Source organism: Parachryseolinea silvisoli, assembly GCF_021190955.1.
GTDB lineage: Bacteria > Bacteroidota > Bacteroidia > Cytophagales > Cyclobacteriaceae > Ohtaekwangia > Ohtaekwangia silvisoli.
The window spans coordinates 1,508,613-1,533,252 of record NZ_JAIOAO010000002.1; the positions used below are offsets into that span (position 1 = coordinate 1,508,613).

At 51.3% G+C, this 24,640-nt stretch carries 27 protein-coding genes; 9 read left to right on the plus strand and 18 right to left on the minus strand.

Annotation, left to right across the window (positions count from 1 at the left end; translation table 11 throughout):
- The first annotated feature begins 54 nt into the window (after window positions 1–54).
- Window positions 55–498: a DMT family transporter gene (locus tag K7P01_RS16320; RefSeq protein ID WP_267294904.1), complete on the plus strand. Its 444-nt coding sequence runs from the start codon at window positions 55–57 to the stop codon at window positions 496–498.
- On the opposite strand, the gene K7P01_RS16325 is transcribed toward K7P01_RS16320, so the two are convergent.
- The 4 genes from K7P01_RS16325 to K7P01_RS16340 form a co-directional block, all read right to left on the minus strand.
- Window positions 495–1,298: an epoxide hydrolase family protein gene (locus tag K7P01_RS16325; protein WP_267294906.1), complete on the minus strand. Its 804-nt coding sequence runs from the start codon at window positions 1,296–1,298 to the stop codon at window positions 495–497. The two genes, K7P01_RS16320 and K7P01_RS16325, sit on opposite strands and share 4 nt — an antisense overlap.
- Window positions 1,299–1,419: 121 nt before the next feature.
- Window positions 1,420–3,762, minus strand: coding sequence for an ABC transporter permease (locus K7P01_RS16330; protein ID WP_267294908.1), 2,343 nt, complete (start codon window positions 3,760–3,762; stop codon window positions 1,420–1,422).
- A 65-nt stretch (window positions 3,763–3,827) separates the two neighbouring features.
- Window positions 3,828–4,208 (minus strand): DinB family protein, encoded by a 381-nt coding sequence (locus K7P01_RS16335; RefSeq protein ID WP_267294910.1) that lies wholly within the window; start codon window positions 4,206–4,208, stop codon window positions 3,828–3,830.
- Between the two features lie 122 nt (window positions 4,209–4,330).
- Window positions 4,331–5,083, minus strand: coding sequence for an SDR family NAD(P)-dependent oxidoreductase (locus K7P01_RS16340; RefSeq protein ID WP_267294912.1), 753 nt, complete (start codon window positions 5,081–5,083; stop codon window positions 4,331–4,333).
- Between the two features lie 100 nt (window positions 5,084–5,183).
- Here K7P01_RS16340 and K7P01_RS16345 point away from each other — a divergent pair, with 100 nt between their 5' ends.
- Both K7P01_RS16345 and K7P01_RS16350 read left to right on the plus strand, forming a co-directional pair.
- Window positions 5,184–5,555, plus strand: coding sequence for a winged helix-turn-helix transcriptional regulator (locus K7P01_RS16345; protein WP_267294914.1), 372 nt, complete (start codon window positions 5,184–5,186; stop codon window positions 5,553–5,555).
- A 7-nt stretch (window positions 5,556–5,562) separates the two neighbouring features.
- Complete coding sequence (locus K7P01_RS16350) at window positions 5,563–6,414, plus strand: AraC family transcriptional regulator (RefSeq protein WP_267294916.1); 852 nt, start codon at window positions 5,563–5,565, stop codon at window positions 6,412–6,414.
- A 78-nt stretch (window positions 6,415–6,492) separates the two neighbouring features.
- Here K7P01_RS16350 and K7P01_RS16355 read toward each other — a convergent pair whose 3' ends face one another.
- From K7P01_RS16355 to K7P01_RS16375, 5 genes are all read right to left on the minus strand, one after another.
- The gene (locus K7P01_RS16355) at window positions 6,493–7,023 is read right to left on the minus strand and encodes a hypothetical protein (RefSeq protein ID WP_267294918.1); all 531 of its coding nucleotides are present in this window, start codon (window positions 7,021–7,023) and stop codon (window positions 6,493–6,495) included.
- A gap of 38 nt (window positions 7,024–7,061) precedes the next feature.
- Window positions 7,062–9,677, minus strand: coding sequence for an ABC transporter permease (locus K7P01_RS16360; RefSeq protein WP_267294920.1), 2,616 nt, complete (start codon window positions 9,675–9,677; stop codon window positions 7,062–7,064).
- Window positions 9,678–9,819: 142 nt separating this feature from the next.
- Window positions 9,820–11,772, minus strand: a complete 1,953-nt coding sequence (locus tag K7P01_RS16365; protein WP_267294922.1) for a KUP/HAK/KT family potassium transporter — start codon at window positions 11,770–11,772, stop codon at window positions 9,820–9,822.
- 78 nt (window positions 11,773–11,850) lie between these two features.
- The gene (locus K7P01_RS16370) at window positions 11,851–12,597 is read right to left on the minus strand and encodes a metallophosphoesterase (RefSeq protein ID WP_267294924.1); all 747 of its coding nucleotides are present in this window, start codon (window positions 12,595–12,597) and stop codon (window positions 11,851–11,853) included.
- A 58-nt stretch (window positions 12,598–12,655) separates the two neighbouring features.
- A complete protein-coding gene (locus K7P01_RS16375) occupies window positions 12,656–12,868 on the minus strand; it encodes a hypothetical protein (RefSeq protein ID WP_267294926.1) in 213 nt (70 codons plus the stop codon).
- Between the two features lie 292 nt (window positions 12,869–13,160).
- On the opposite strand from K7P01_RS16375, the gene K7P01_RS16380 reads away from it, so the two are divergent.
- Window positions 13,161–13,574 carry a VOC family protein gene (locus K7P01_RS16380; protein WP_267294928.1) on the plus strand — a complete coding sequence of 138 codons (414 nt, stop codon included), beginning with the start codon at window positions 13,161–13,163 and terminating at the stop codon, window positions 13,572–13,574.
- Here K7P01_RS16380 and K7P01_RS16385 read toward each other — a convergent pair whose 3' ends face one another.
- A complete protein-coding gene (locus K7P01_RS16385) occupies window positions 13,575–14,114 on the minus strand; it encodes a DinB family protein (RefSeq protein ID WP_267294929.1) in 540 nt (179 codons plus the stop codon).
- 200 nt (window positions 14,115–14,314) lie between these two features.
- Here K7P01_RS16385 and K7P01_RS16390 point away from each other — a divergent pair, with 200 nt between their 5' ends.
- Window positions 14,315–15,391, plus strand: a complete 1,077-nt coding sequence (locus tag K7P01_RS16390) for an adenylate/guanylate cyclase domain-containing protein (protein WP_267294930.1) — start codon at window positions 14,315–14,317, stop codon at window positions 15,389–15,391.
- A 225-nt stretch (window positions 15,392–15,616) separates the two neighbouring features.
- Here the strand turns inward: K7P01_RS16390 and K7P01_RS16395 are convergent, their stop codons facing one another.
- Window positions 15,617–16,504 carry an SDR family oxidoreductase gene (locus K7P01_RS16395; RefSeq protein ID WP_267294931.1) on the minus strand — a complete coding sequence of 296 codons (888 nt, stop codon included), beginning with the start codon at window positions 16,502–16,504 and terminating at the stop codon, window positions 15,617–15,619.
- Between the two features lie 163 nt (window positions 16,505–16,667).
- On the opposite strand from K7P01_RS16395, the gene K7P01_RS16400 reads away from it, so the two are divergent.
- On the plus strand, window positions 16,668–17,039 hold the full coding sequence (locus K7P01_RS16400) for a winged helix-turn-helix transcriptional regulator (protein ID WP_267294933.1): 372 nt from the start codon (window positions 16,668–16,670) through the stop codon (window positions 17,037–17,039).
- Here the strand turns inward: K7P01_RS16400 and K7P01_RS16405 are convergent.
- Both K7P01_RS16405 and K7P01_RS16410 read right to left on the minus strand, forming a co-directional pair.
- Window positions 17,036–17,998, minus strand: coding sequence for a membrane bound O-acyl transferase family-domain-containing protein (locus K7P01_RS16405; protein ID WP_267294935.1), 963 nt, complete (start codon window positions 17,996–17,998; stop codon window positions 17,036–17,038). The two genes, K7P01_RS16400 and K7P01_RS16405, sit on opposite strands and share 4 nt — an antisense overlap.
- Window positions 17,995–18,417 carry a hypothetical protein gene (locus tag K7P01_RS16410; RefSeq protein WP_267294937.1) on the minus strand — a complete coding sequence of 141 codons (423 nt, stop codon included), beginning with the start codon at window positions 18,415–18,417 and terminating at the stop codon, window positions 17,995–17,997. Before K7P01_RS16410 ends, K7P01_RS16405 begins: the two co-directional genes overlap by 4 nt.
- A 104-nt stretch (window positions 18,418–18,521) precedes the next feature.
- Here K7P01_RS16410 and K7P01_RS16415 point away from each other — a divergent pair, with 104 nt between their 5' ends.
- On the plus strand, window positions 18,522–19,097 hold the full coding sequence (locus K7P01_RS16415; RefSeq protein WP_267294939.1) for an SRPBCC family protein: 576 nt from the start codon (window positions 18,522–18,524) through the stop codon (window positions 19,095–19,097).
- A 68-nt stretch (window positions 19,098–19,165) separates the two neighbouring features.
- On the opposite strand, the gene K7P01_RS16420 is transcribed toward K7P01_RS16415, so the two are convergent.
- The 4 genes from K7P01_RS16420 to K7P01_RS16435 form a co-directional block, all read right to left on the minus strand.
- A complete protein-coding gene (locus K7P01_RS16420) occupies window positions 19,166–19,636 on the minus strand; it encodes a group II truncated hemoglobin (RefSeq protein WP_267294941.1) in 471 nt (156 codons plus the stop codon).
- 63 nt (window positions 19,637–19,699) lie between these two features.
- Window positions 19,700–20,527: a helix-turn-helix domain-containing protein gene (locus K7P01_RS16425; RefSeq protein ID WP_267294943.1), complete on the minus strand. Its 828-nt coding sequence runs from the start codon at window positions 20,525–20,527 to the stop codon at window positions 19,700–19,702.
- A 77-nt stretch (window positions 20,528–20,604) separates the two neighbouring features.
- Window positions 20,605–21,633: an SDR family NAD(P)-dependent oxidoreductase gene (locus tag K7P01_RS16430; RefSeq protein WP_267294945.1), complete on the minus strand. Its 1,029-nt coding sequence runs from the start codon at window positions 21,631–21,633 to the stop codon at window positions 20,605–20,607.
- 89 nt (window positions 21,634–21,722) lie between these two features.
- Window positions 21,723–22,178 carry a GNAT family N-acetyltransferase gene (locus K7P01_RS16435; protein WP_267294947.1) on the minus strand — a complete coding sequence of 152 codons (456 nt, stop codon included), beginning with the start codon at window positions 22,176–22,178 and terminating at the stop codon, window positions 21,723–21,725.
- A gap of 144 nt (window positions 22,179–22,322) precedes the next feature.
- Here K7P01_RS16435 and K7P01_RS16440 point away from each other — a divergent pair, with 144 nt between their 5' ends.
- Both K7P01_RS16440 and K7P01_RS16445 read left to right on the plus strand, forming a co-directional pair.
- The gene (locus K7P01_RS16440; protein WP_267294949.1) at window positions 22,323–23,351 is read left to right on the plus strand and encodes an SDR family oxidoreductase; all 1,029 of its coding nucleotides are present in this window, start codon (window positions 22,323–22,325) and stop codon (window positions 23,349–23,351) included.
- Between the two features lie 20 nt (window positions 23,352–23,371).
- Window positions 23,372–24,196: a helix-turn-helix domain-containing protein gene (locus K7P01_RS16445; RefSeq protein WP_267294951.1), complete on the plus strand. Its 825-nt coding sequence runs from the start codon at window positions 23,372–23,374 to the stop codon at window positions 24,194–24,196.
- On the opposite strand, the gene K7P01_RS16450 is transcribed toward K7P01_RS16445, so the two are convergent.
- Window positions 24,160–24,555 (minus strand): DoxX family protein, encoded by a 396-nt coding sequence (locus tag K7P01_RS16450; protein ID WP_267294953.1) that lies wholly within the window; start codon window positions 24,553–24,555, stop codon window positions 24,160–24,162. The two genes, K7P01_RS16445 and K7P01_RS16450, sit on opposite strands and share 37 nt — an antisense overlap.
- Between the last annotated feature and the right edge of the window lie 85 nt (window positions 24,556–24,640).

A 24,640-nucleotide genomic window follows, 5' to 3' on the forward strand; every position in this document is an offset into this window, starting at 1 on the left:
TGGCTTCGGCCCTGTCAATTTTGGCAGGGCTTTTTTTATGGTTTATTTTCGGCTATGGACAAACTCATCTGGATCTTTCTGACCTTACTGGCGGGTGCTTTCCTGCCGATTCAAGCGGGGCTGAATGCGCGCCTCGGCAAAGCCGCCGACAGCCCTGTCTATGCGGCCATGTTCTCCTTCCTGGTGGGTGCCCTCGGGTTGATCCTATACATTCTTCTAACACGACAGACCATCTCGTGGGCAGGTGTCAGGGGTGCACCGCTATCGTTGTGGGCAGGTGGCCTGCTGGGTGCGTTTTATGTTACGGTCATCGTGCTGGCCTTTCCGCGATTAGGGCCCGGGTTGACCTTTGGCCTGGTGGTGGCCGGTCAAATGGTCATCTCGCTGCTATTGGAGCATTTTAATATCCTCGTGGCAAATCCTTCGCCGATCAACTACATGAAAGTATTGGGCATTGCGTTGATCATTGCCGGTGTAGTTATTCTGCGGCGTTTTTAGCCGCGTAGCGCACGGAATTTGGTCCGGATGTCATGTACCACGGCGTCAGGATTTTCGATATACCCGAAGTGGCCGTTGCGTTCATGGCTGTTGTTGGTGAAGTGATCGCGCATGGACGATGCAACCGTGCCTGTAAGCCAGTAGAGCATTGTATTGGTGATTACGTGCTCGTTTGGTTGTGCCCCGACCTGTAGCCCCTCTGTAAGCCATGCGAGCAGGCCCACAGGCGAGTCGTTAATACCGTAGGCCCATGTTTGCGGGTCCGGTATTTGCACGGTGCGCTGACTTGCAAGCGGCTCGTGGACCTGGTAGCGCGTATACCCCAGTACGTCGGTCATGAGTGTATGCCACAGGTCGGCGGTCCTCCCGGAATGTATACCCGTATTCGTAGAGCCTGAAAAGACATGTCCGGGCGGGCTGGGCACGATTACATCAAAGGCATCGTCGGGGTGGCCACCAAAGGCAACGGGGTTTGTCAGTGGTCCAATGATGCGTTGCAGATCCCAAAACGATCCGGGCCATCCGTGCGTCAGGATAATAGGAATTGGTTTCGGGCCTATGCCCTTCTGATATAGAAAGTGAATCGGTGTGCCTTCAATAGGCACCCGGTAATGGGTGTATTGATTCATGGCTGCCTCTATATTGTGCCAGCGGTATTCTGTTTGCCAATAGGCTACCAGGCTTTTGAGGGAGCTTGCCTGCGCGTCGTTGGGCCAGCGGGTATTCGTCAGTCGGCGTTTGAGATCAGCCAGGGCATGACCAGGTATAGCGATCGTAAACCGGTAGGGTGATAGGTCCATAGAGAGGTACTCGTGGTATGCTAGATTTCCGACAAATAACGTGTGCGGAAACGACGAAGTAACTATCCATGTCGCCGTGCTGACAAAACCGGTAGATGTTCTGCCGTGATAGCAGCCGGTATTATTCGCACTTCAGAATCTCTACGGGGTTGGCCACGGCTCCACGGTAGGCTTTAAAAGCCACGACAAACGACGCTATACCTATAATGATACTTCCCGGTATCAAAATGAGGGCAATATCAACCGGAATGTGGTATGCAAAGTTTGCCAGCCACCGGTCTGCGACAACGTAGCCGATCGATAACCCTATTGTTGTATCGGCCAGTACGATCCTGATAAAATCTGTGGACAACAATGTAATAAGCGAGGCCGTAGAGGCGCCGTGCACCTTGCGGATGCCAAGCTCTTTGGTCCTCCGTTCGACGTGGTGATAGGTTAAGCCCAGTAGCCCCAAAATAGAGAGCGCGATGGTGAGCGTGGTGAAATACAGGAACAATACCTGAAGATTCTTGTCGGATGTATATTGGGCGTCGAAGTATTCGTCCAGAAAGAAATACTCCAGGGGGTGATCGGGAAACAATTTTTTCCAAAGCACCTGGATGCTGGCCAATTGGTCGGGTGAGGTCTTTAGGTAGAAGTAGCGTACGTCGGGATTTTTATAGTCCATTTCAAATATTGCCAGGGGCTCGATCTTGTTGTGCAGCGACTGGAAGTGATAGTCTTTGAGTACCCCCACGACGGCGCCCTCACCGGCATATGTCTTTACCGTTTGTCCGATGGCGTCGGTCCATCCGGCATGCTTTACAAAGGACTCGTTGACCAGTACACGCCGTGTGCCCTGTTCGTTGTTGTCGAACGAGTTTCCTTCTTTTAGCTGAAGATGTAAAAGTGCGGGATAATTTTTATCTACGATGATGTTGGGAACGATCAGCTCCCGTTTGTCGGCGCCCTTGCCCAACCACAGTGGCGAGGCCAGCGGGTCTGTGGTGCCGATGTTCGACGCAAAACCGCCCACGCTTATACTCTGCGTGATGCCGCTCTCCAGGAACGCTTGCGTGTAGTATGTCAGGTTCTTCGCAACCAGCGTGTCGGGCGGCGCGGCGATGGCTAAGATACCTTTCTTCGAAAATCCCAGCTCGTACGTACCCATGAATCGCATTTGTAGGATGACGGCCACGAGGAATACCAGCAGCCCTGCCGAAAGTGTAAATTGCCCAATGGTAAAAACCTTTTGTACGATAGACTGGTTTGCCATGACCCTTCCTTTCAGGGCTTTCACGGGGCGGAACGACGAGAGTATGATGGCGGGATAAAGCGATGCTGCCACCGCAATCAGGATCAGGAATAACAACGCGGCGCCTATGATCCAGCGGTCGGTTGTATTCGAAAACTGTATGTGTTTACCGGAAACGATCTCGAATATGACGCCCAGGAGGTTGATAAAGAGAATGCCCAGTACTGCGGCCGACAAGACGGAAACGAAGGACTCGCTCAGAAATTGCCAAATGAGCTGGGATCGGTATGCCCCCGTCACTTTCCGGATGCCTACTTCGCGGGCACGTTCCAGGGATCGTATGGTGGTCAGGTTGATAAAGTTGAAGACGGCCACAACAACCAATACCAGGGCCACGGCGCCAAAGATATATACATAGGATTTGTTGCCCTTGGGGTTGTCCATTTCTGTGCCATGAAAGAAGTGCAGGCTTGTAAGCGCTTGCATGTCGTAGCCCATCTTCACTTCCTGGCCGGCTTGTTTGTGCAAGCCTTCTGCCGCTGTGGGAAGCTGTGCCTGGATGAAGCCTGCGTCGCCGGGTGAACGGAGCAGTATATAGGTGTCGTATAAAAAGCTTAGCTCGGACGTTTCTTCACCGTCGAATCCTCCATAGACAAAAGCGCTTATAAACTTGTCGCTATTTGCCGGCGGATCGGACATGATGCCCGTAATGGTATAACTGTCTCCGTCTATTTCCAGGGTCTCGCCCAGGGCGAATCCGTGTGGGAAATATTTATCGGCCAGCGATTTTGACAGTACGATGGAGTGGGGCTGACGCAAGGCGGTATGGGCGTTACCTTCTATTAACGGGTAGGTAAATACATCGAATACTTGCGGGTCTGTTTTGGTGATGCCTTTTTCTTTTATTTTGTTTTTACCGACCCGTCCATCCATGGTTTCAAGCCGGACGTACTGTTCCACCTGCGGAAAGTTTCGTTGCAGGTACGGTCCTAATTTCTGATGGGTAAACCGAAGGTTCTGTGTGTTGTCGGGGGTAATGAACGTTTGGGTAAGGCGGTAGATGCGGTCGGCGCGTTGGTGAAACCGATCGTAGGTCAGCTCGTCGTATAGATAATAAAAGATGAAGAGGAAGCTGGCGAGGCTCAGGGCAAGTCCTCCGATGTTGATGATCGTGAAGAGCTTGTATTTGCCCATGTTCCGCAGGGCAACGAGTAGGTAATTTTTGATCATGGGGCAGGTTATGGCTATATAACGACAGGTAACCGGGCTTGTTGCCCCCATGATGGGGTGGGGAACTAACCTCGGGTTTTGTATAAGATATAGTCCGTCGCCAACGGTTCAAGTCCTGTTTGCCTGAATTCCGTCGCGATCTGGCCGCGGTGATAGGTGGCATGGTTCAGTGCGTGGAACAAAAGATCGCGCACGGGGTGACGGAAGACGTCGCCGCGGAAAGTGTACTCGGTGACTTCGTCAGGGTCAATGGTCGTGAGGATGCGCAGTGTGTGGTGGTAGTTTTCGTTATCAATGGTTTGTAACTGGTCCAGGGAATGTACTTGCCAAACGCCAAACGGATTTGGCTTTTTATCGATCCTATAATTCCATATCTGGTGGGCGTTTAGGATGTGGGAGAAAAGTTTTACGCATTTTTCTGACACCTGGTCAGCGTGCAGGGTCATTGCTTCGATTAGGGCTTTGTTTACGGAATTATTATACGTGAAGAGCTCCTCGAGGAAGGAAGGGGATGGTGCGTTCTTGGGTTTTGAAACGGATGTGTAGGGCGTGGTGTTGCGTTCTAATGTTAGAATGCGTAGTGACGTAGCCCGCCGTCGACCGCAGCCACGGTACCTGTGATATACCGCGCGCGGGGTGATACGAGAAAGGTGGCCATGTTTGCTACGTCTTGGGGGGTGCCAAAGTCTCCCAACGGGATGGCCTGTGGTGCATATGCTTTACGTTCTTCGTCGGTAAAGACGCGGCGGATGTTGGCGGTGTCGATCAGGCCGGGTTGCAAACAATTCACGGTAATGCCATGTGGTCCCAGTTGCGCGGCCAGCTGTTTCGCCCATACGGTTATGCTGGCTTTAAAGACTGACGAGGCGTTGATGGATCGGAGCTCGTATGTGCTGGTGACATTTAAGATGGATCCTTGCCGGCGGTCGATCATGTGCGGCAGAAGTTGTTGTGTCAGTTGGCGGTGGCGGTCGAAGTCTAACAGCAGCGCCTGTTGCCATTCCTCGTCCGGTCCCGTGACGTCCAGCGGCCGGCTGCGGCCGGCGTTGTTCATCAGAATGTCTACGTGCGATAATACCGATAACGCTGCCGTGGCAATCCGCTGCGGGGCATCGGGCGCCAGGAAGTCTTGTATCATTATTTCGGGGACGACGCCACCCGCGGCGGCGACCTCTTCTTGTAAGCTTTTTAACAAACCCTCGTTCCGGGCTACGGCGAGTACTTTTACGCCTTCGGTTGCCAGCGTTTGTGTGATCGCCCGGCCCAGGCCCTGACTGGCGCCGGTTACGACGGCGGTTTTTTTATTCAGATATAAATCCATGGGATCGAATGATTTTGTGAAATGATGTGCAAAAGAAGCTTGTGCCGTCTAATTTTACACTGTGTACAGGTCTTTGTATGGTACGAACAAACGTGTAAGTATGGCAATCCGGAAGAGTACGTCAACCTATAGCCGAAATGAAAAGTGGATCGCTGACTGCGATCTAACGTATGTCATCGCCAAGATCGGCGGACGATGGAAATTACAGATCCTAAGTGCCCTGGAAGACAAGACGCTTCGCTTTAGTGATTTAAAGAAGACGTTTTCGATGATGACCGAGCGCATGCTGACGTTGCAACTTAAGGCGTTGGAAACGGATGGCCTTGTCAAACGTACGGTATATGCAGAAGTACCTGCCCGTGTGGAGTATGAGCTCACACCGTTGGCGGTAGAGCTGTGGCCGGTGCTGGATCAGCTCAGCGCCTGGGGCAGCAAACACCGGCAGCAGGTTGGTGAAACGACTGCGCAATAATATATTCATGAAGAAGATTCCTGTACGGGCGATTGGCTCACCTGGTTCGGCCTCGAAGGCAACAGCGGACTTTCGAATTCGCGACCTGCGCGCGATAACGCTCGGCAAAGAGCGTGTCGAGGATTTTCATCGTCACGATTTTTATTACATACTCGTCCTGGAAAAAGGCAAGGGGAATCACGAGATTGATTTTGAGTCGTATCCTGTCACTCATCACGTCGTTTTTTTGGTTGCTCCCGGTCAGGTACATCGCCTGACGCTTGGTGCGGGCAGTACAGGCCACCTGTTACAGTTCCAGGCAGCGTTCGTGCAGCGAAACTCATCGCGTGCGCTGCTACGCCGCGCGGGATATACCACGTTTCATCCCCTCGATGCAGCGGGTTTCAAAAAGATATCGTTCTCCTTGCAGCAAATGCTGGAAGAGTACACGACAAAGCAGGAAGGATATGAAGATGTCATTCAAGCGCACTTCGATATCTTCTTCGTGGAGCTTGCGCGGCATCGCGAAGCATCGGGTGATCAGCATACGTATGCTCATACGCATGAGCGCCTGGCGAGCCTCCAGGATTTGTTGCGCCAGCATATTGGCAAATACAAACAAGTGACGAAGTATGCTGATCTGTTGCATGTTTCGCCTTACCAGCTTAATGCGCTGACGCGAACGTTCTTAAATAAAACCGCTTCGGAAGTGATTCAGGACTTCGTTGTGCTGGAAGCCAAACGCTGTCTGCTGGGTACGACGCACCAGGTAAAAGAAATAGCCTTTCAGTTGGGCTATGAAGATGTGTCGTATTTCATCCGGTTCTTCAAAAAACAAACCGGGCATACGCCGGAGTCGTTCCGGCAAAGCTTCAAATAAGTCTAGTCGCACTGCCCTATTTGCCGCTTCTGGTAGTGAATTCACTTTTACGCTCTCGCTCTCACACTCACTCTGTTTTCAGTTGCCCCAGTTTACGGTGATGTTGTGTTTCGTGGCGTAAGTTTTGCCGAGATCAGTCAAAGCCTGGTATAGGTCGTCGTATTTTTTGTAGTACTTGTCGTGGATGGCAGTTATCGAGGCTTCGATGTCGGTGCGGGTGGCGTTGGTGTCGTATTGGCGTGCCAGCTCAGTATATTCATTTTTATAAATAGGCAGCACATATTCGTACAGGGCCAGGGCGGCATCTTTCATCGGTTTGCCATCGTGGTCATCCGGCAGTCCCTTTATTTTTTCAATGCTACCTTCGATGACCTGGATTTTGGTCTCCACCACTTGTGCGCGTGTGGACGTGCCGATGGTGTTATCCGCTTTCAGAATAGCCGATGGTTGTTCGAACTCGCGGAAGTCGCCGTCGTTGGCGAAACCTACTACGAGATTTGAGTTTAGCACCGTGATGTCGAAGTATTGCTCAGGTGTGGTGGTGTTACAGCCGGCTAGTAAGCTCAGCAATGCGATGGAAAGAAATGTGGAGAGGGTACGTTTTTTCATACGGTGTTATAAAAAGAGTGCCCGTAAACTTACACAATTTATTCCGATCGTAGACTCTTCACTGGATTGGCTATAGCCGCTCGGATGGCCTGATAGCTTACCGTGAGCAACGTGATGGATAGAGCACCCAGGCCGGCGGCGGCGAAGACATACCACGCCAGGGTTGTGCGTAGCTCAAATTGCTCGAGCCAGTGCTGCATGCCGAAGTAGGCGAGGGGACAAGCCAGGGCGCTGGAGATCAACACCAGTACTACAAAGTCTTTGGAGAGTAGTTGCCAGACACTTCCTATCGAAGCGCCCAGTACTTTGCGGATGCCGATCTCTTTGGTGCGTTGTTCGGCGACAAAGGATGCGAGTCCGAATATACCGAGGCAGCTGATGAAGATGGCGATACCGGCGAACATGAAGGCCAGTTTGCCGATGCGTTCTTCTTCGGTGAATTTTTTTGCGTAGGCTTCTTCGACGAAGTTGTATACAAAGGGACTGTCGGGGTCGTGTTTTTTAAAGATGGTTTCGACGGTTGCCAGTGCGGTGGGTAGATCTTGTTGGGGGTTGAGGCGGATGTTTACTACGCGGCCACCCGTGGCTGAGTTGTCGATCATGTATACGGTGTTTCGAACGGGCATATAGGGTGACTCTTGTAGCATGTCTTTGATGATGCCAATCACGGTGAAGTTCGAAGTTTTGTCGAACAGGGTGAGCTGAATGGTTTGGCCGATGGGATCGGGCATGTTCATGATTTTTGCCGAGGCTTCGTTGAGGATGATGGCGGCAGAGTCGCTGGCGATGTCGCGGGAGAAGTCGCGCCCGGCGATTAGCTGCCAGCCGATGGTCTTTCCGAACTCACGGCCTACCCAGGCGGTACAAAATGCTGTACGTTCGCCGGGTGTCATGCCGGGCCATGTGTAGCCGCCGAAGCGAAAGCCGATGTTGGCGGGTGTATTGACGGATTCTGCCATTTCAGTGATGGCGCCGGATTGCTGCAGATCGTGGCGGACGGCCTCCCAGTGGTCGTGTATACGTTTTGAATAGGCATCTACCCAAATCAAGCCGTGTTGGTCATAGCCTACGGGTTGGTCTTTGCCCACTTGTATTTGCCGATAGATCACCACCACGCCGACAATCAGCATGACGGATACCGTGAACTGTAGTACGACCAGCACTTTGCGTGGCGTTGCCGCTGCGCGGCCTGCGGCCAGGGCGCCTTTGAGTGCTTTTACCGGTTTGAAAGCAGACAGATAGAGAGCCGGGTAGCTGCCGGCCAGTATACCGGTGATCAGGGTAAAAGCGATGCCGGCCAACCAGAAGTATGGATTGGTCCAGGGCATGATCATTTTTTTGTCGGCTACCGAGGCAAAGAATGGCAGTGCCAGTTGTGTCAGCACGATGGAAAGGATAAAGGCCACGCCTGCGACGAGTAGCGACTCGCTAAAGAACTGGTGTATGAGCTGACTGCGCAGGGATCCGATTGATTTGCGGATGCCTATTTCTTTTGCGCGTTTTTCTGACCGGGCGGTGGCCAGGTTCATAAAGTTTATGCAGGCGAGCACCAATACAAAAAGACCGATGCAACCGTATAGCCAGACGTATTGTATGCGGCCCGTATTTCCTTCGAAGCCGGAGTGCAGGCGCCAGGCATCCATGGGATGCAGGAAGAGTTGTGGCTGGTCTTGTGCGTCTTCTGGTTTCAGGTTGTTTAGCTCCAGGTCTTTAATGGCGTGTGACACCGCGGGGAGTGATGCGTTGTCTGCCAGTTCTACGTAAGTAAAGAAGCCGTTTTGACGCCAGTCATCTTTTCGGATCCAGTCGCTCTTTGCCAGGTAGAGCGCCCATGGCGCGATCCATTGGAGCTCGTGGAAGTCGGAGTTGGCCGGTATATCGGCATATACACCTGTTACCACCAAGTCGGCCTTGTTGGCAAGTCTAACGACTTTGCCCAGTGGATCGGCGGTGCCGAAGAGCTCCCGGGCGGTGGTGGCGGAAAGCAACACCGATTCCTGGATGGTCATGGTGCGGGTGCCTTGCAGCATGCGTAGGGTTAACATTTCCGGCAAGCCCGGCTCGCAATAGCCTCCCCGTTTTACCAAACTGGTTTCGTCGTGTAGCAAGGTGGCGTTCGAGGGTCGCGATGCCATGCTTACGTGTTTGAATGAGCTTCCATGCAGGCTTCGCAGTCCTTCGCCGAACGGTGGCGCGGTAATATCTTGTACCCAGGCGCCGCTGCTGTTGTGGCCACGGACCATGACGCGGGCAATGCGTGCATGATTTTCGTGCACGGTGTTGAACGAGAGCTCGTCGTATACCCAGAGGCCGATGAGCATGGCTACGGTCATGCCGACGGCGAGGCCGCCGATGTTGATGCCGGCATATCCTTTATTTTTAATGAGGTTCCGGAAACCGATCTTGAAGTAACTTTTATACATACCGAATTGGTTTGTGTAGCGATAGGGTTGCGGAGGGCGAATGATGCCCGGACGGAAAAGCAGCAGCACGTCGCGTATGAAGGCGAGGTTCGCCCGGCGGGGTGAGTCTGTGCACCGGTCGTTGTATAGCTCCATCAGGTCGCCTTCGATGTGGTCACGAAGCGAGGGGTGGCAATACCACCGGAAAAACCGGAGGAACAACGATGGTGGTCGATGCTTTTTTGATTGCATGCAGTCCGGGGACAATTATTATTTCCTAAATGTAGGAATAACAATTGTGCCAGGATTTAAAAAGGACGTTACGCGAATAGAAACGCGGTAGCGGTGTTTATACCCTGTCCGGTTTCGGGCGCTGAGCGGACGGTCGACCTGTTTAGTGCCAGTCGCGTTCCAGCGGCAACGGCACGACAGGCGTTACTACGACCGGGTATTTTTCGATCGTAACATTGCTTTCGTCGAGTCCGAAGTTGGCGGCTTCTTTTACGCCGATGGCCTTCAGGTTAAAGTAGCTGCGCACGAGCAGGTTTTTCCAGAAGGGCATGTCGTTGTCGAACGAGAGGAACGAGTCGAGGATGAGGAATCGGATGTCGCCGATCTTGGTCTGTTGGTATTCCAGCTCTTCGCTGTCGGACAGGTCTACTTCTTTTGTTTGTACCAGCTCGTGCAATACCTGGCGGAAGTAAAAGTCGATGCGTGGATCTACGCGGAAGCCTAAATTAAACTCGATAAAGTATACATCGTTTTTGGCGATGGTGTCGACTTTATACCGGAGTGCATAGGGTTCGTCGAGGACGTTTACGTGTACAAACCAATATACGTCGGCGCGCTTGGGGAGCCCGGCCAGGATCGAATAGATGGCTGTCTTTTCGATCTGGCGATGACTGGCAGAGGTGGTCAGGTATACCAGGTTGGTAGCATATTTCTGGATGTCGTCGTCTTCGCTCAGCTGTTTGAGTTTAGGAATGTACGCTTCGATATCCACCAGTGTCGTAAGCTCTCGTTTGATCGAACGTCCGCGGTGCCAGATGTACATGACGGTACACAGTAATGCGCCCATGAGTATCGTGATCCAGCCACCGTCGCTGAATTTCTGCAGGTTGGCCCAGAGGAAACACGATTCGATCACCAGGAACAGGGTTGTTACGAGAAAGACCCACACGAACGATACGTGTTTGACGTACAGGTAGAATGCAATCAGCACGGTGCTCATGAGCATGGTCAGGGTAATGCTCAGTCCATACGCCGCTTCCATGCGGGTGGACTCGCGGAAGTAGAGTACCATGGCGATACACCCGGTCATTAGAAACCAGTTAATGAACGGTATATAGAGTTGGCCTTTCATGCTGCCCGGGAAGATCACGCGCAGACGGGGCCAGATGTCGAGGCGTATGGCTTCGTTGATGAGCGTAAAGCAGCCGCTGATCAGTGCCTGGCTGGCAATGATGGTGGCGAAGGTGGCAATGGCTACGGATACGAGGTAGAGTGAGTCGGGTACGATGAGGTAGAAGGGGCTAAGGCCTTCGAGGTGCTGGCCGGTGTGGTTGAGCAGCCAGGCGGTTTGGCCGGCATAGCTTAGCAGCAGCATGGCCTTTACATAGATCCAGCTGATGCGAATGTTGGCGCGTCCGCAATGTCCCATGTCGCTGTAGAGGGCTTCGGCCCCGGTGGTACACAGAAAGACACTTCCCAGTAACCAGAAACCACCTGGTATTTCCTGTAACATGACCCACGCGTAGTAGGGGTTAAAGGCCTTGAGTACGTCGGGGCGACCCACGAGCGACATAAAACCGATGATGCCAATAAAGGTAAACCATACTACCATGACAGGACCGAAGATCTTGCCAATGCGTTCGGTGCCAAATTGCTGGAAGGTGAAGAGCAACAGCAGGATGACGATGACGATCGGTTCCGTTTGGATGTTGGGATAGATCTTTTGTAAACCCTCGATGGCGGAGGATACGGAAATGGGGGGTGTGATGATGCCATCGGCGATGAGGAATGCGCCGCCGGCCATGGCCGGGATCAGCAGCCAACGACCCCAGTACCGTCGGATGAGGGCGTAGAGGGAGAGAATGCCGCCTTCGCCTTTGTTATCGGCTTGTAGTGTAATCAGGACGTATTTGAGGGTCGTCTGGAAGAACAGCGTCCAGAAGATCGCCGAAAAGGCGCCGAGAGCGACGTCTTCCGTGACCTGGCGTCCGTGAAAAATGGCGTTGAGGGTATAGAGGGGCGAGGTGCCGATATCTCCAAAAACAATACCTACGGCAATGAGGAGGCCGGCTCCCGTGACTCTCTTGTGAAAGTCTTCGGAGGAATGAAGCGTCATGTGTTGATTAATCTACGGGGGCAATATAGCTATTATCGGGAGAATCTTTGCGATCCTATCGGGAGCCATTGCTATAGACTAAATACTTCGGGTTTTAAACGCACGATGTTCATTGCGCTCGACGTAGCCTAGCGGGTTTGTTGTCAGTATAGTTTGGCCAATGGTAAGATCCTGGAGCGTCTCGTGGGTATGCGCGAAGATCCAGTGTGTTGCGCCCGAGGTTTCGATCATGTCATGCAGTTCTGTGGCAAATGCTGTGTTGAGCTCGCTGTGGCGGTAGCGTTCCGGGTAGTTTAGAAATGTGGGACGGTGGTGCGTGATGACGATGGTTTGGTGTGTGGTGGGTGTTAGCTCGGTTTGGAGGAAATTGAGTGCGTTTGCATGGAGAGCGTTGTAGTCGTCGATGTTTATTTTTCGGCCATTTATGGTAATGAGCTTGAAGTCAGACATTACTTTTTTGATTACCAGTTCTTTTGTTGGATCGATCTGTGACCAGAGCGTGGAGAACACCAGGCGGGTGCCCTGGTGGATGATGGTTGTGTTGTTGAGTAAGGTGACGTTGCTGCGGATGTTTTCCTGGAAGGAGCCGGTTCGTTGGTGGAAGTCCGACCGATAGTATTCATGGTTGCCGGGGAGCCAGTAGACATGCTGGAAGTTGTCGGATAGGGAGTCGAAGAATGTTTGTTCGTGTTCGATGTGGGTGAAGGGCATGACATCGCCGGCAAGGATCAGGATGTCGCCGACCGGCTCGATGGGATGTTTGCTCAAATGGTTTTTGTTTGCGGGGAATTCGAGGTGGAGGTCGGAGCAGTATTGGATTTTCATTGGCGTGTGTCGGATGGGAAAGCTACGATTTTAATTGTGATGTGGCAGGGCTAACTGTTTATACGTTTATTGGACTAAGTCCATGTTTTGCATTAGACTGATCATAGACCTGCTTAAGGCTGACTTCCATTAGCTCTCCGGTCATAAATTCTTCGCCCGTGTCCTGGCATTTGTAGAAGAATTCTGTAATGGTGAATTTTTCTTTTCTGAATTCAACTTCTCTTTCGGCGTAGCACAGAATGGCTTGTCCGTTGGTGATGGGGCTTCTCATGTGAGTATTGGTTAACGTATATATGAAGGCAATAATTATTTTAACTGATAACAGATTCTAAAATAATAGCGATAGTCTTAGTCCGGTATGGTAGATGAGGGATTTTTTATGACTTACTGTGGATAATTTATTTTGTGGTGACTTTGCTTTTTTTTAACCAGCGATCGGTTTAGTAGCCGTGCTCCACGGCAGTCTGAAGACTGTCACCATGCTGGGCACGAGTCTCCGCCCGTGACGAGCTAAGACTCGCCAGGTTTTGACTTTCTTGTTGATGGCGCGTACTTTTCGGGGTATGAAACAACGCATTGCCCAACTTGCTCTTGTCGTACGCGATTACGACGAGGCTATTAAATTTTATACAGAGAAGCTTTCCTTCGAGCTTATCGAGGATACGCGTATGCCCTTGGAGAAACGTTGGGTGGTGATTGCGCCGCCGGGGTCTACGGAGTGTTGTTTGTTGTTGGCGAAGGCAACCAATGAGGCACAGCTGGCCAGTGTTGGGAATCAAACGGGCGGCCGCGTATTTCTTTTTCTCTTTACCGATGATTTCTGGCGTGATTATCACGCCATGACGGCGAAGGGAATTCGGTTTACGGGGCCGCCGCGGGAAGAGGCGTATGGTACGGTGGTTGTGTTTGAAGATCTCTATGGCAACTTGTGGGATTTTATACAACCCCGTGACGCCAACAAAAGCAACAGACCGTAATTAATTCTTCAACGCAATCTTGATATGCTCGAGGTGATGCTTTACGTGCCATTCCGACATCGCGATGGCCTGGCGTTGATCGAGCGTGATCTTGCGGACAGGGTGATAGTACGATACATTCAGTTGCTCTTCGGTAAGCGACTTTGCCAGGAAGACAAAACGCTTTACGAGATTTTCAAACAAATCCAGTGAGTCCGCTATTGGCGAGTTAACACCGTCATATGTTTTGGCCCAGCCGTCCATGCTTACTAAAGTGAGCTCTTTGTAGTCGGGTTCGGTGAGGGCTTTCTTCATGCGGAAGAGATGCAGCATTTGCATGTCGGCTACGTGGGCCAGCAACTGTTGGATGTTCCACGAGCCTGTGCGATATGTCTTTTTTAACTCCGCGGGAGAGAGGTTGGCGGTGAGGGCGCGGTAACGCGCGGGGGCAGTCGCTATGGTCCCGATCATGGCGTCTAGGTCGGCCGGGGTGATCGTAGGCTTTGGCGTGAAGGGGCCGATGGGAAATTTGAGGGCGGTGTCGTCGGTGGTGGTCGTCATGGCGTTGGGTTGTCGTTGAATACAAAGATACGGGATTGCGGGTTATTAGGTTGCTGTGATTAACCAGTGATTTTTACTGGATATCGGTAAAATATTTTCCAGCTAAACGAAAAGTAAGCGGGTTTTAAATATATTTATCGTACGTCAACCTCTTCGTCCGGTCGCTATGAAACATTGCGCTGGAAGAAATATATTTTGAAATGAACCAGAAGCGCATTCACCAGGCCAAAGAAGTACTCACCATTGCTATTGTTTGGATGCTGCTGACTTTTTTGTATGTGTACGTTAAATTCAACGATATTCCTGATTTATACCTGGCAGAGATTTATCACATGAAGCCGGGCCTATCAAAAGCGGATTTGTATCGTATTTCTTTTTTTGTGTCACTGCCGATTGGGTTTGTATTTGCCTGGCTTCACACTTTTGTTTATCCGACTATTGATCGCACCCAAAGTCTGTTATTTAACATCGGTATCAGACTGTGTATTTTTTTTCTGATAGCCGTTGTAGTCTTTTATGCATTGTCATTTATGAATAATGATGGTGGTGAACATGGTGTTGAATTTTCAAGTACCATGGTGAGCGGCCCCGTACTCAATATTCTTATCTACACTCTACTGATTGAGAATTTAATTGGAGTATTCATTTTATTGCGGCGAAGTCTCGGCATTAATTTCTTTCTAAATACGATTACCAATACGTATCGAAATCCGAAAGAAGAAGAGCGGGTTATGATGTTTCTGGATTTGGAAAACTCTACGCCGATGGCGGAGAAGTTGGGGCACCTTACTTTCAGTCGCTGCCTTCAGGATTGTTTCCTCGAACTGTCGCATGTAGCCATAGCCCATGGTGGTGAGATTTACCAGTTCGTTGGTGATGAGGCTGTCATTACCTGGAAAGTATCCGGGCGTTTCAATTACTGGAAGTGTGTTGACTTGTATTTTAATTACATGAAACAATTGAGGGCAAAGGAAACTGTGTTCCTTCAAAAGTATGGGTGTGTTCCTGTATTCCGGTGTGCGATTCATGCAGGTGTAGTTTCCACTGCATTGGTAGGAGATTACAAGAAGGAGATCGCGTATCATGGCGAGGTGCTCCACTTGTGCTCACGACTGAGGTCTGTTTGCAAAGAGCATGATGCGCACGTTTTAATTTCTGGAGCATTTCGAGCGAGTGCCGCCCATGTCACACAATACATCTCGCAAAGCGTTCCCTTGTTGGAGCTCAAAGGGATAAAAGGTCCGCAAGTAGCTTACAGAATCCGGGAAGGCGCATAACAATACCCTGCCCGTTCCCTTTCACTTTGCCCGCTTCACCACGAATTGATTATGTGCTTTTCCCGATTCCCTAATGCTCAGGGTAGGCTACGCGTATTTGTTGGCTGTTGTTGGGTGTGGTGGGGTTTCGGTACGACGTTGCCGTGTGGCGGTCGGGAGACCGCCCCCATACTGGGCACAAGTCTCGCCCGAGGCGGGCTAAGACTTGCGCCCGATGTATTCTAGTTATTTATAGGCTTGCTTGATGACTTCGGCGGCGGGGGTGGTTTTGCGGCCGAGGATTTTTTCGAGGTCGTTTGTTTTGTGATCGAACTCGCCGTTGGCGATGCCTTGTCCGAAGCTGGAGACGATGGCGATGATCGGTGCGGGTACGCCGTGGCCGGCGAGGGTCTGCTCGAACTCTTTTGCATCGGGGGAGATATACGCAATCTTCTCGCCGGTGGTCTCTGATAGGATCTCCGCTATCTGTGCAAAGGTTATGGCCTCGCTGCCGTTGAATTCGTAGATTTTATTGACGTGCGGCTGTGGATTGGCAAGGATGTTTGCTTCTGCTTCGGCAAAGTCTTTACGGGGCACAAAGGCTGTTTTGCCGTGGCCGGTAGGCTGGTATACGGTTTTGCTCTGTAACAACTGTTCTTTTGCGCCCAGGAACAGTGGTACGACTTCGGCGTACAGGTTGTGACGGAGTAAGGTATAGGAGAGACCAGATTCGAGGATCCACTTTTCGGTTTGGGCATGTGCCTGTACGACCAGGTGCAGTGGGGCAGAGGCCGATTCGTCTTTGCGGACGGTGCTGGTATAGAGTATATGTTTTACACCGGAGGCTTTGGCCATGGTCACGACGTTTTGGTGTTGTGGCAAGCGGGCGTGTACGTCGCTGCCCGATACGAAGTATAAAACTTCGATGCCTTGAAAGGCGGCGGCCAGGGAGGCAGGATCGTTGTAGTCGCCACGGCGGACGTCGAAGCCCTGGGCGCGGAATTGCTGGGCTTTTTCGCCTTGGGTGTCGCGTACAAGTACGGCGATATTTTCGACGGCGATCTTGTTCTTCAGGAAAGTTGCTACGGCGCTGCCGAGTCCACCGGTAGCACCTGTAATCAATGTTTTTGCCATGTTTTTAAGCGTTTTTAGTGATATTCTATGGAATGTTGCTATAAAAAAGTTTATTACTTACTTTTGGTAAGTCAAAGGTATGTGCTTGATTTTGAGGGGACAAGAAGTTACTCACACGTCAGGCACTTACCTGCGGGTAACTCTTGTTGATAATGAAGGTGTTATGACGGAAAATATTTTGAAAAAATATTCGGAGACGGTCGATTGTCCTGTCCGGAATGTGCTGGATCGCTTCGGCGACAAGTGGTCGACGCTGGTGATTTTGATTTTGGGTGATGCGGGGACGCTGCGTTTTAATGAGCTGCATCGTCTGATGGAGACGGTGTCGGAGAAGATGCTTACGGTTACGCTCAAGAAGCTCGACGCTGATGGCCTGGTGAAGCGTACGCTTTATCCCCAAGTGCCGCCGCGTGTTGAGTACGAGCTGACGGAGCGTGGTCGGAGCTTATTGCCTTTGCTGCAAGGTCTTGTGGTTTGGGCCAACGAAAATATGCCGGAGATACAGAAGTCGCGGGAGCAATACCAGGCGGCCTAAGCTGGTAATAGCAGGTGCCGCAGTGGTGTGAGCACGTGAAGTATGAACGCCTGGTGAAATAACAACGGTAAGGGTACTATCAACAGGCCCATTACCCATACACGCGAAAACACAGGGTGCTTTAAAAAGCGTTGTAACCCGGTTGACTTTGCCTCGGCCAGCATGGCGGCAGCGTGTAATGCAAAATAAAGCATAGGGAGCCCGTAGCCGGCATTTACCGGAAGTGAGATGGCTATTTCATGGAGCAATCCAGAGAGTAGAAATGAGAGCAGCATGGCTTGCTCGGCACTTATCGTTTGCTTCAAGGGGCGGTATGCTATCTGTGCGGTCATTTCCGAGAAGGCCATGTTCCAACGCTTGCCCCAGAACTCGCGCAGTGATGCAGACTTATAGGGTGACCGGAAAAGCTCTTGTACATCGACACCTTGCGCACGCCAGGCTGCCGTGGATAAATTGAGGATACCGAAATGCAGGATCATGCTGATTCCGACCAGCAACAGAAGCTGCGGAATAAAAAGTGTCGTCGCGATGGCAAAGTGTTCCGTAGTCACGGAGAGGTATAATAGGATCAGCCCTATCGCGATACGAATCACTCCCTTTATTATAAGTCTGCTGTGGGGTAGAGTAATGCTGGGAAGCCGCTCGAAGGGAGCGGCTCGCATGCCGAACCAGCCGAGGGCGAATGCCAGCCACTGAAATACTTTTAGGCGGTTCTCGCCTGAGTATGTTTCTACGACAACCAGGACTTTCATGGATAACAACTGGAGGAATACGATGACAACCATTCTCAACAGGGCGGACTGATCGGTTGTGATAAAGGAGGAGAACCATACGGTGGTGCATGCGATTGTCCAGGCCAACGTCCGGGCTATGAATTTCTTCTTTAGAAATGGGAGGTAATAGCCGACGGTGATCAGCAGGAGAATATAGACCGAAAGGAAAATGACGAGTGTGTTCATGCAAGTGTGTGTAAGAATGCTAGGAAATAAATGACCGTGAAACTGGCGAACATGCTGACCAGGCCGATCTCGCCCAGCGTGTATATAAATCCCTTCGGGGCTTGTGATCGATCAAAGTACAGGAATTGAATCCCGATCCGGGTGAGCCAATACAGTGCTATAAATAAGGTCATACTTTTGGCCAGGAAGGAATGTCCTACTAATTCATTTCCTCCCCCTACCGAGACAATCCCGAAACAGAAGTTGATGACCAGGATATAGCCAGCATAGGTCCAAAACATTTGTCGCAGCAGGGGCTGCAGGTTCTTTAAATGTTCACGCCACTGCAGTGCCTTGGGAACGAACAGGCTGCTGAGGCACAGGATGAAATGGCCGATTCCAGCCCAAAAGATCAGTTTTACGAGAAGTGATTCGGTCATGGTTTCGGCGTTTGCTCTAGTACACGAATAAGATTAGCTTAAAGTTTCAATATTTATTGAAACTTTGATAACCCGGGATTTTCTTTTTCGTATATTCTGGTAGAATGCCACTGATTGAATTAACGACGGTTATCCATGCACCCATCGAGCGGTGTTTTGATTTGGCGCGCAGTATTGATTTGCATAAGCTTTCGACAGACGGTACAGAAGAAGAGGTTGTCGATGGTGTAACATCAGGTTTGATCGGTATGGGGCAGTATGTAACCTGGCGTGCGCGGCATTTTGGTGTTACGCAGACGTTGACGTCTAAAATTACGGGGTATGAGTATCCGATTTATTTTCGCGACGAGATGGTGAAAGGGGCTTTTAAGATGATCTGCCATGATCACGCCTTTGAAAGCTCGGGCGATGATACAATCATGAAGGATAGATTTGAATTTGAGTCGCCGGCGGGAATACTCGGAGTGATGGCGAATAAATTGTTTCTGGAAAGGTATATGCGGGACCTTCTTATTAAGCGCAACGCGGTTATAAAGGAGGTTGCTGAGGGGGGGAGATGTGGCGAGCTGTTCTGTCGAGAAGATGGTGATTCGTTGTTGGTGGTAGGGGGGTGTGGTGTGAATTCACTAATTCACTACGCCAGTCTGAAGACTGGCATCAGGGCAGGCACATTCCGATAGCTATCGGAACGCCCTCCCTTCGGTCGGAAGACTTGCGCCAGGGAAGTCACTATAACTATATAATTACTTTACGGTGCGATATATGGTCCGCCGGGGACGCCCCAGCCCCAGGCGGGCATCGGCTCATTGGCATCGATGGGTGACTCTTCGAGGTTTGAGTTTATGACCGCTAAGCGCGTGCCCCATTCCAGGTAGGCCATGAAGGCGGAGCGGAATTCGGGGTCGTCGGGGAGGGCTAGGGTATCGGCAGTTTCGACCAGCAGTTTTACCCATTGTTTGCGATGGGCTTCGGTGAGGTGCTTGCCGATGTGTTTCTGGATCATTTTGAAGTGGCTGCCTTCGGCGGTGCTATAGAACTTGGGTCCGCCGAAAACTTCGGCAACGAAATGGGCCACGTGGACGCGGTGGTCGGGAGACATGTGTTTAAAGACGGGTTCCAACAAGGGGTCTTGCAACACCTTGTCGTAAAATGATTCCATGAGCTTTTCGAATACGGGCATGCCGCCGGCCCATTCATAGAGTGTGGGAACTGTCTTCATGCAGCTATAGTAAGCCTTGATGAGCAGAAATCAAAATGGCATGATTTGCCATGCAGCAAATGGCTAGGGCGTAGGCTGATGGTTTCTCTTGATCAGGCTGTTAGGCGAATAGCCGAATTGCTTTTTAAATGCGAAAGAGAAATGGGAAAGATCTTCAAAACCGGCTTCAAAATATACTTCTACCGGCCGGCGCTGCTTCTCGGAGAGCTGGTAGTGGGCCAGTTGCAGCCTTTTGTGGGTGAGCCACCTTTGCGGTGTGGTATCGAAGATTTTCTTGAAATCCCGTTTAAAGGTGGTCAGGCTACGGCCGCTGAGGTAGCTAAACTTTTCGAGTGTGAGGTTAAAGCGATAGTTCTTTTCCATGAACTCGGCCAGGTTGATTTTGCCGGGTTCTTGGAAGTCGGCGAGTAGGCCGTCGATGTCGGGGTCTATGCTACGCAGAATGGTGATAGCTTCTTCCAGTTTTACGTCGGCCATTTTCGGTGGCAACGCATGGGCCATATCGAAGTATGGCATGAGCGAGGCAAAGAAGCTAATCAGCAACGGATGCTCTTCAAAGTGCCGGATCTTGTCGGTGCGTGGTAGCGGTGTTTGAAACGGGTTGCGGGTATAAAAATCTTTTAGTCGCTCGTGCGTGAGCTTCATGGACACACTCTGAAAGCGCTGTCCGTCTTTCGGATACTTAATGACGGTGGCGGGCTGGTTACGCGGATATAAAAACGTGCTGCCAGGTCCGAGCAAAAAAGTGCTGTCGGCCTGGATGATTTTCATCTCGCCGCTGATGACGCGTGCCAGGGAGTGGTGACCGAGTATGATCTCGTCTTTGTAGAATTTGTCGTCAACGCAGGAGAAAACGATCTCGACGAATTGGTTCTGTTGCTGTTCAGCCATAACGAGCGGATTGTAATACAAAGCTAAACAAAGACGGACAGCCAGAGATTCCCGCTGCCGTCCTTGTAAAGAGTGTACTATTTGGTGACATCAAATGTCACACCGGTCATGCGCTCGGTCAGTGTCCAAAGCTGTTGGGCATGCTCCTGGTCAAGGCTGTAGGCCATCACGCCGCGCAGCGATCCGTTTTCGGGCCGCCAACCCTGGTAGGTTGTATCGATGACCGCTACTTCATTGTCTTCGCAGTACACGCCGCCGAAGTCTTGCAAGGCCGGACTGGTGGCACACCACACTTGCGTGGAAGCGCCTTGCGCGATGGTCTTCATGCCGCGGGTAGCGTCGTGGATAGTGTTGCCATCTTTGTCGTGTACACCGAGTTGGATAAGCATCTCGGGCTCGACTTCCCGTTTCAGGTCCGTGTCTACGATGCTGCCTGGGTGTAGGGTGTAGGAGCGTACACCATATTGTTTACCGCGCTCATCAAGCGCTATGGTGAATAGGATGTTGGCGGTCTTGGATTGTCCATAGCCTTCAAAGGAATCGTACGCGCGGTTCTCAAAGTTCGGGTCTTCGAAATTGAAATCAGACCGGTGATGTCCCCACGAAGATACATTCACTACGCGGGCGCCCTTTGCATTTTTAAGGGCTGGCCAAAGTCGTGCGGTCAGTCGAAAGTGGCCGAAGTGATTGGTGGACAACTGTGACTCGTTGCCGGCTGCATCGCGTCGCAGGGGCACCCACATGATGCCGGCGTTATTCACCAGGATGTGCAAGGCTTTGTGTGTTGCTAAGAATTTTGTAGCAAAGGCATCGATGGTAGCGGGGTCCATCAGGTTCATCGTTTCGATGGTCACGTTTTTTATACCCTTCAGGTTTGCTTCGGCTTTTTTACGGTCGCGTGCCGGCGCGACCACGGTAGCGCCGGCGGCGGACAATGCCCGCACGGTTTCCAGGCCCAGTCCGGCATAGCCGCCGGTAACAATGGCGACTTTGCCGGTCAGGTCGATACCTTTTAATACATCGTCGGCGGTGGATTCGGCGGTAAAGCCTGATCCTATAGGGTGTTGCGGGGCTCCGGAGTAGTTGCTTTTTGTTGCTTGTTCCATGGTGTTTCTGTTTTATGGAACAAAACTAGCGGGAGTTACACCGTCGGACTTTGTTTAGAAGACGTGATTTTCTTTGTTTAAGAGGCCACTTACCAAACTAGCTCCATCTTTACATTGGCTGTAGTAAAGGGGCTGTCCGTTACGGCGATGTGCTTGAATCCGTATTGCTGGTATAAAGCGATTGCTGTTTGGAGCTGGTCGTTGGAGAAGAGTACTATCTTTTTAGCGCCCAACGTGCGGGCTGTGTCGATACATTTTTCGAGGAGTAGTTTGCTGATGCCTTTGCCGCGCCAGGTAGGTACGACAGTCATTTTGGCGAGCTCGTAGATGCCGTCGTGCTCGTGGATGAGGGCGGCGCTGCCGATAATACTGCCGTTGTCTTCGGCGAGGTAGATTACGCCGCCGCTATTGATGATCGTGCCGCGTGGGTCATCGAGCATTTGGAGGTCGTGGTCTTCGAGTAGGTTATATTTTTCGAGCCACTCCACGTTGATATTTTTGAAGTCGGAGGCGTAGGTGTCGGTGTAGTCGATGATGTGGGGCATAAACGTTTGGGATCGGGTGATCAAAGTCCGAAATCAGGCGCTAAAATCCAATTGCTGCGCCTTTCCAGCAAAGTAATAGCGTCTTTTTAACAAACTCCTCCGACGCGGGTCGTCCTACCTTTGATCCAGAAATTAATACATGATATGAATCAATCGGATCAAGTCCTGGTCACTGGTGGATCAGGTTTTATTGCCAGCTATTGTATTATAGTGCTTTTGCAACGGGGATTCCGGGTGAAGACTTCCTTGCGTTCGCTCGACCGTATACCAGAGGTTAAGGCGATGTTGGCGACGGCGGGTATCACGAATTTTGATGCGCTGTCGTTTGTCCAGGCAGACCTGTCGCATGCGCACAGTTGGCGTACTGCTGTGGAAGGATGCAGGTATGTTATCCATCCGGCGTCGCCTACGCCGCATCCGGATGCAACGACGGACGATGAGTTTGTCGTGCCTGCGGTGAACGGTGTGCGGTACGTATTGCAGGCTGCGAAGGCTGCGGGTGTGCAGCGGGTTGTGCTCACGTCAGCGTTCGGTGCTGTCGGCATGGGTACAAACAAGAAAGAGCCTTATACGGAAGAGGACTGGTCTGATGTGAATGCGGGTATTCCGGCCTACCAAAAATCAAAGACGCTGTCGGAGCGGGCGGCGTGGGACTATATAGCTGGCGAAGGCAAGGGGCTTGAATTGGCCGTGATAAATCCAGTGGCTGTATTGGGTCCGGTGTTAGGGCCTGATTATTCTCACTCTATCCGGATGATCCATAGCATGCTGAACGGCGCGACGAAAGGATTGCCTAAAATTCGCTTTGGGTATGTTGATGTGCGTGATGTTGCCGAACTGCATATACTGGCGATGACTAGTCCCGCGGCGAACGGTCAACGTTTTCTGGCGGTGGCGGGGGACTCCGTATCGATGTTAGCGATAGCCCGGATGTTACGTGAGGGGTTGGGGAGTGCTGCCCGGAAAGTACCGCTGAAAGAGCTGCCGAGCTGGCTTATCCGGTTCATTGCGTTGTTCAATCCCAAGGTGCGACTCATCGTGCCACACCTCGGCATGGAAAAAGAAGCAAGTCACGAAAAGGCCGGCCGCCTGTTGCACTGGCAACCGCGCAGTACGCGTGACGCTGTCATTGCCACGGGTGAGAGCTTACTCCGGCTGGGATTGGTGAAATAGGAATTTGTTAACTTTACGGTATGGAGTATCCGGGGGCATCGGGCAGGGCGGTGAAGGGTCGCATGTTTATTTCGTGTAAACGCGAGCGTCACTATAGCAAGGAGTTGATTCTTGACCAGCATGCACTGGTGTATATATTCACGGGTACGCTGGAGATTGCTTATGCAAACCAGGCACATGAGTTTGGTCCGGGTACAACGCTCCTTATTCCGCGCAATCAATTGGGGCGGTTAACCAAGCTGCCCGCCAACGATGAGCCGTTTCGTTCGTTGTCGATTATGTTCCCGCATGAGCTTCTGCGAAAATTCTTTGCGTCGCAGGTAGAGAACCCGATGGAAGGAAAATGGAGGGGACACCTGGCCCTTGGTCCACATCCTTTATTGAAGAGTGTTTTTCATTCGTTGCTGCCATATTTCGAGTTGCAGGATGAGCTGCCCGAGAATTTAACGGATATCAAAATAACCGAATGTCTGACGGTGCTGGACGCATGCAACCCGGAGGTTAAGCATTTGCTCAGCTCGTTTCATGAACCCGGTAAAGTCGACCTGGTGGAGTATATGGAGCAGAACTTTATGTATAATTTGCCGCTGGCGAAGTTTGGATACCTGACGGGTCGCAGTCTGACGACCTTCAAAAAGGACTTTCAAAAAGTGTTTAAGATGACTCCCGGCCGGTGGCTTACGCAAAAGCGTTTGCAGCACGCGCATTATCAGATCTCGGTCAGAAAGCGAAAGCCGACCGAGATCTTTATGGATGCGGGCTTCGAGAATTTGTCGCATTTCTCGTACGCCTTTAAGAAACAGTTTGGTTATAGCCCGGCGGCTGTACCGGATGTGCCTGCGTAAATAATACGTTTCGTTAGTTCCGGCAACCGCAGGCATGCGCCGATCCATATCAAGCTTTCCAGTATTGCCGGAAACAGGATGCCCTGGTTATGTAGTAAATGTGTCGTGATGGCGCCGCCCAGGTACGATGAAAGCAAGAGGAGTCCGAGAACGGCGGTTCGGGGAATGACAAACAATATAGCAGAGAGTATCTCGATGATGCCCACTATGCGATAGGTTTCCGGGGAGAGCCCGAACGATGTTCCCATCTGTATGGCGTGCTGTGATAAAATGATCTTATCCAGTGCAGAACCCGCCAGCGCGAGTGCCATGGTGCCAGACACGATCCAGCCTGTTATGTTTTTTACTTTGGAGCTCATACCGTTACTTTAGTTTTTAAATGCACTCATATATTTTTTACGAATTATGAATGCGAAACTAGCGGGAGGCTTGCTAACTTTGTTA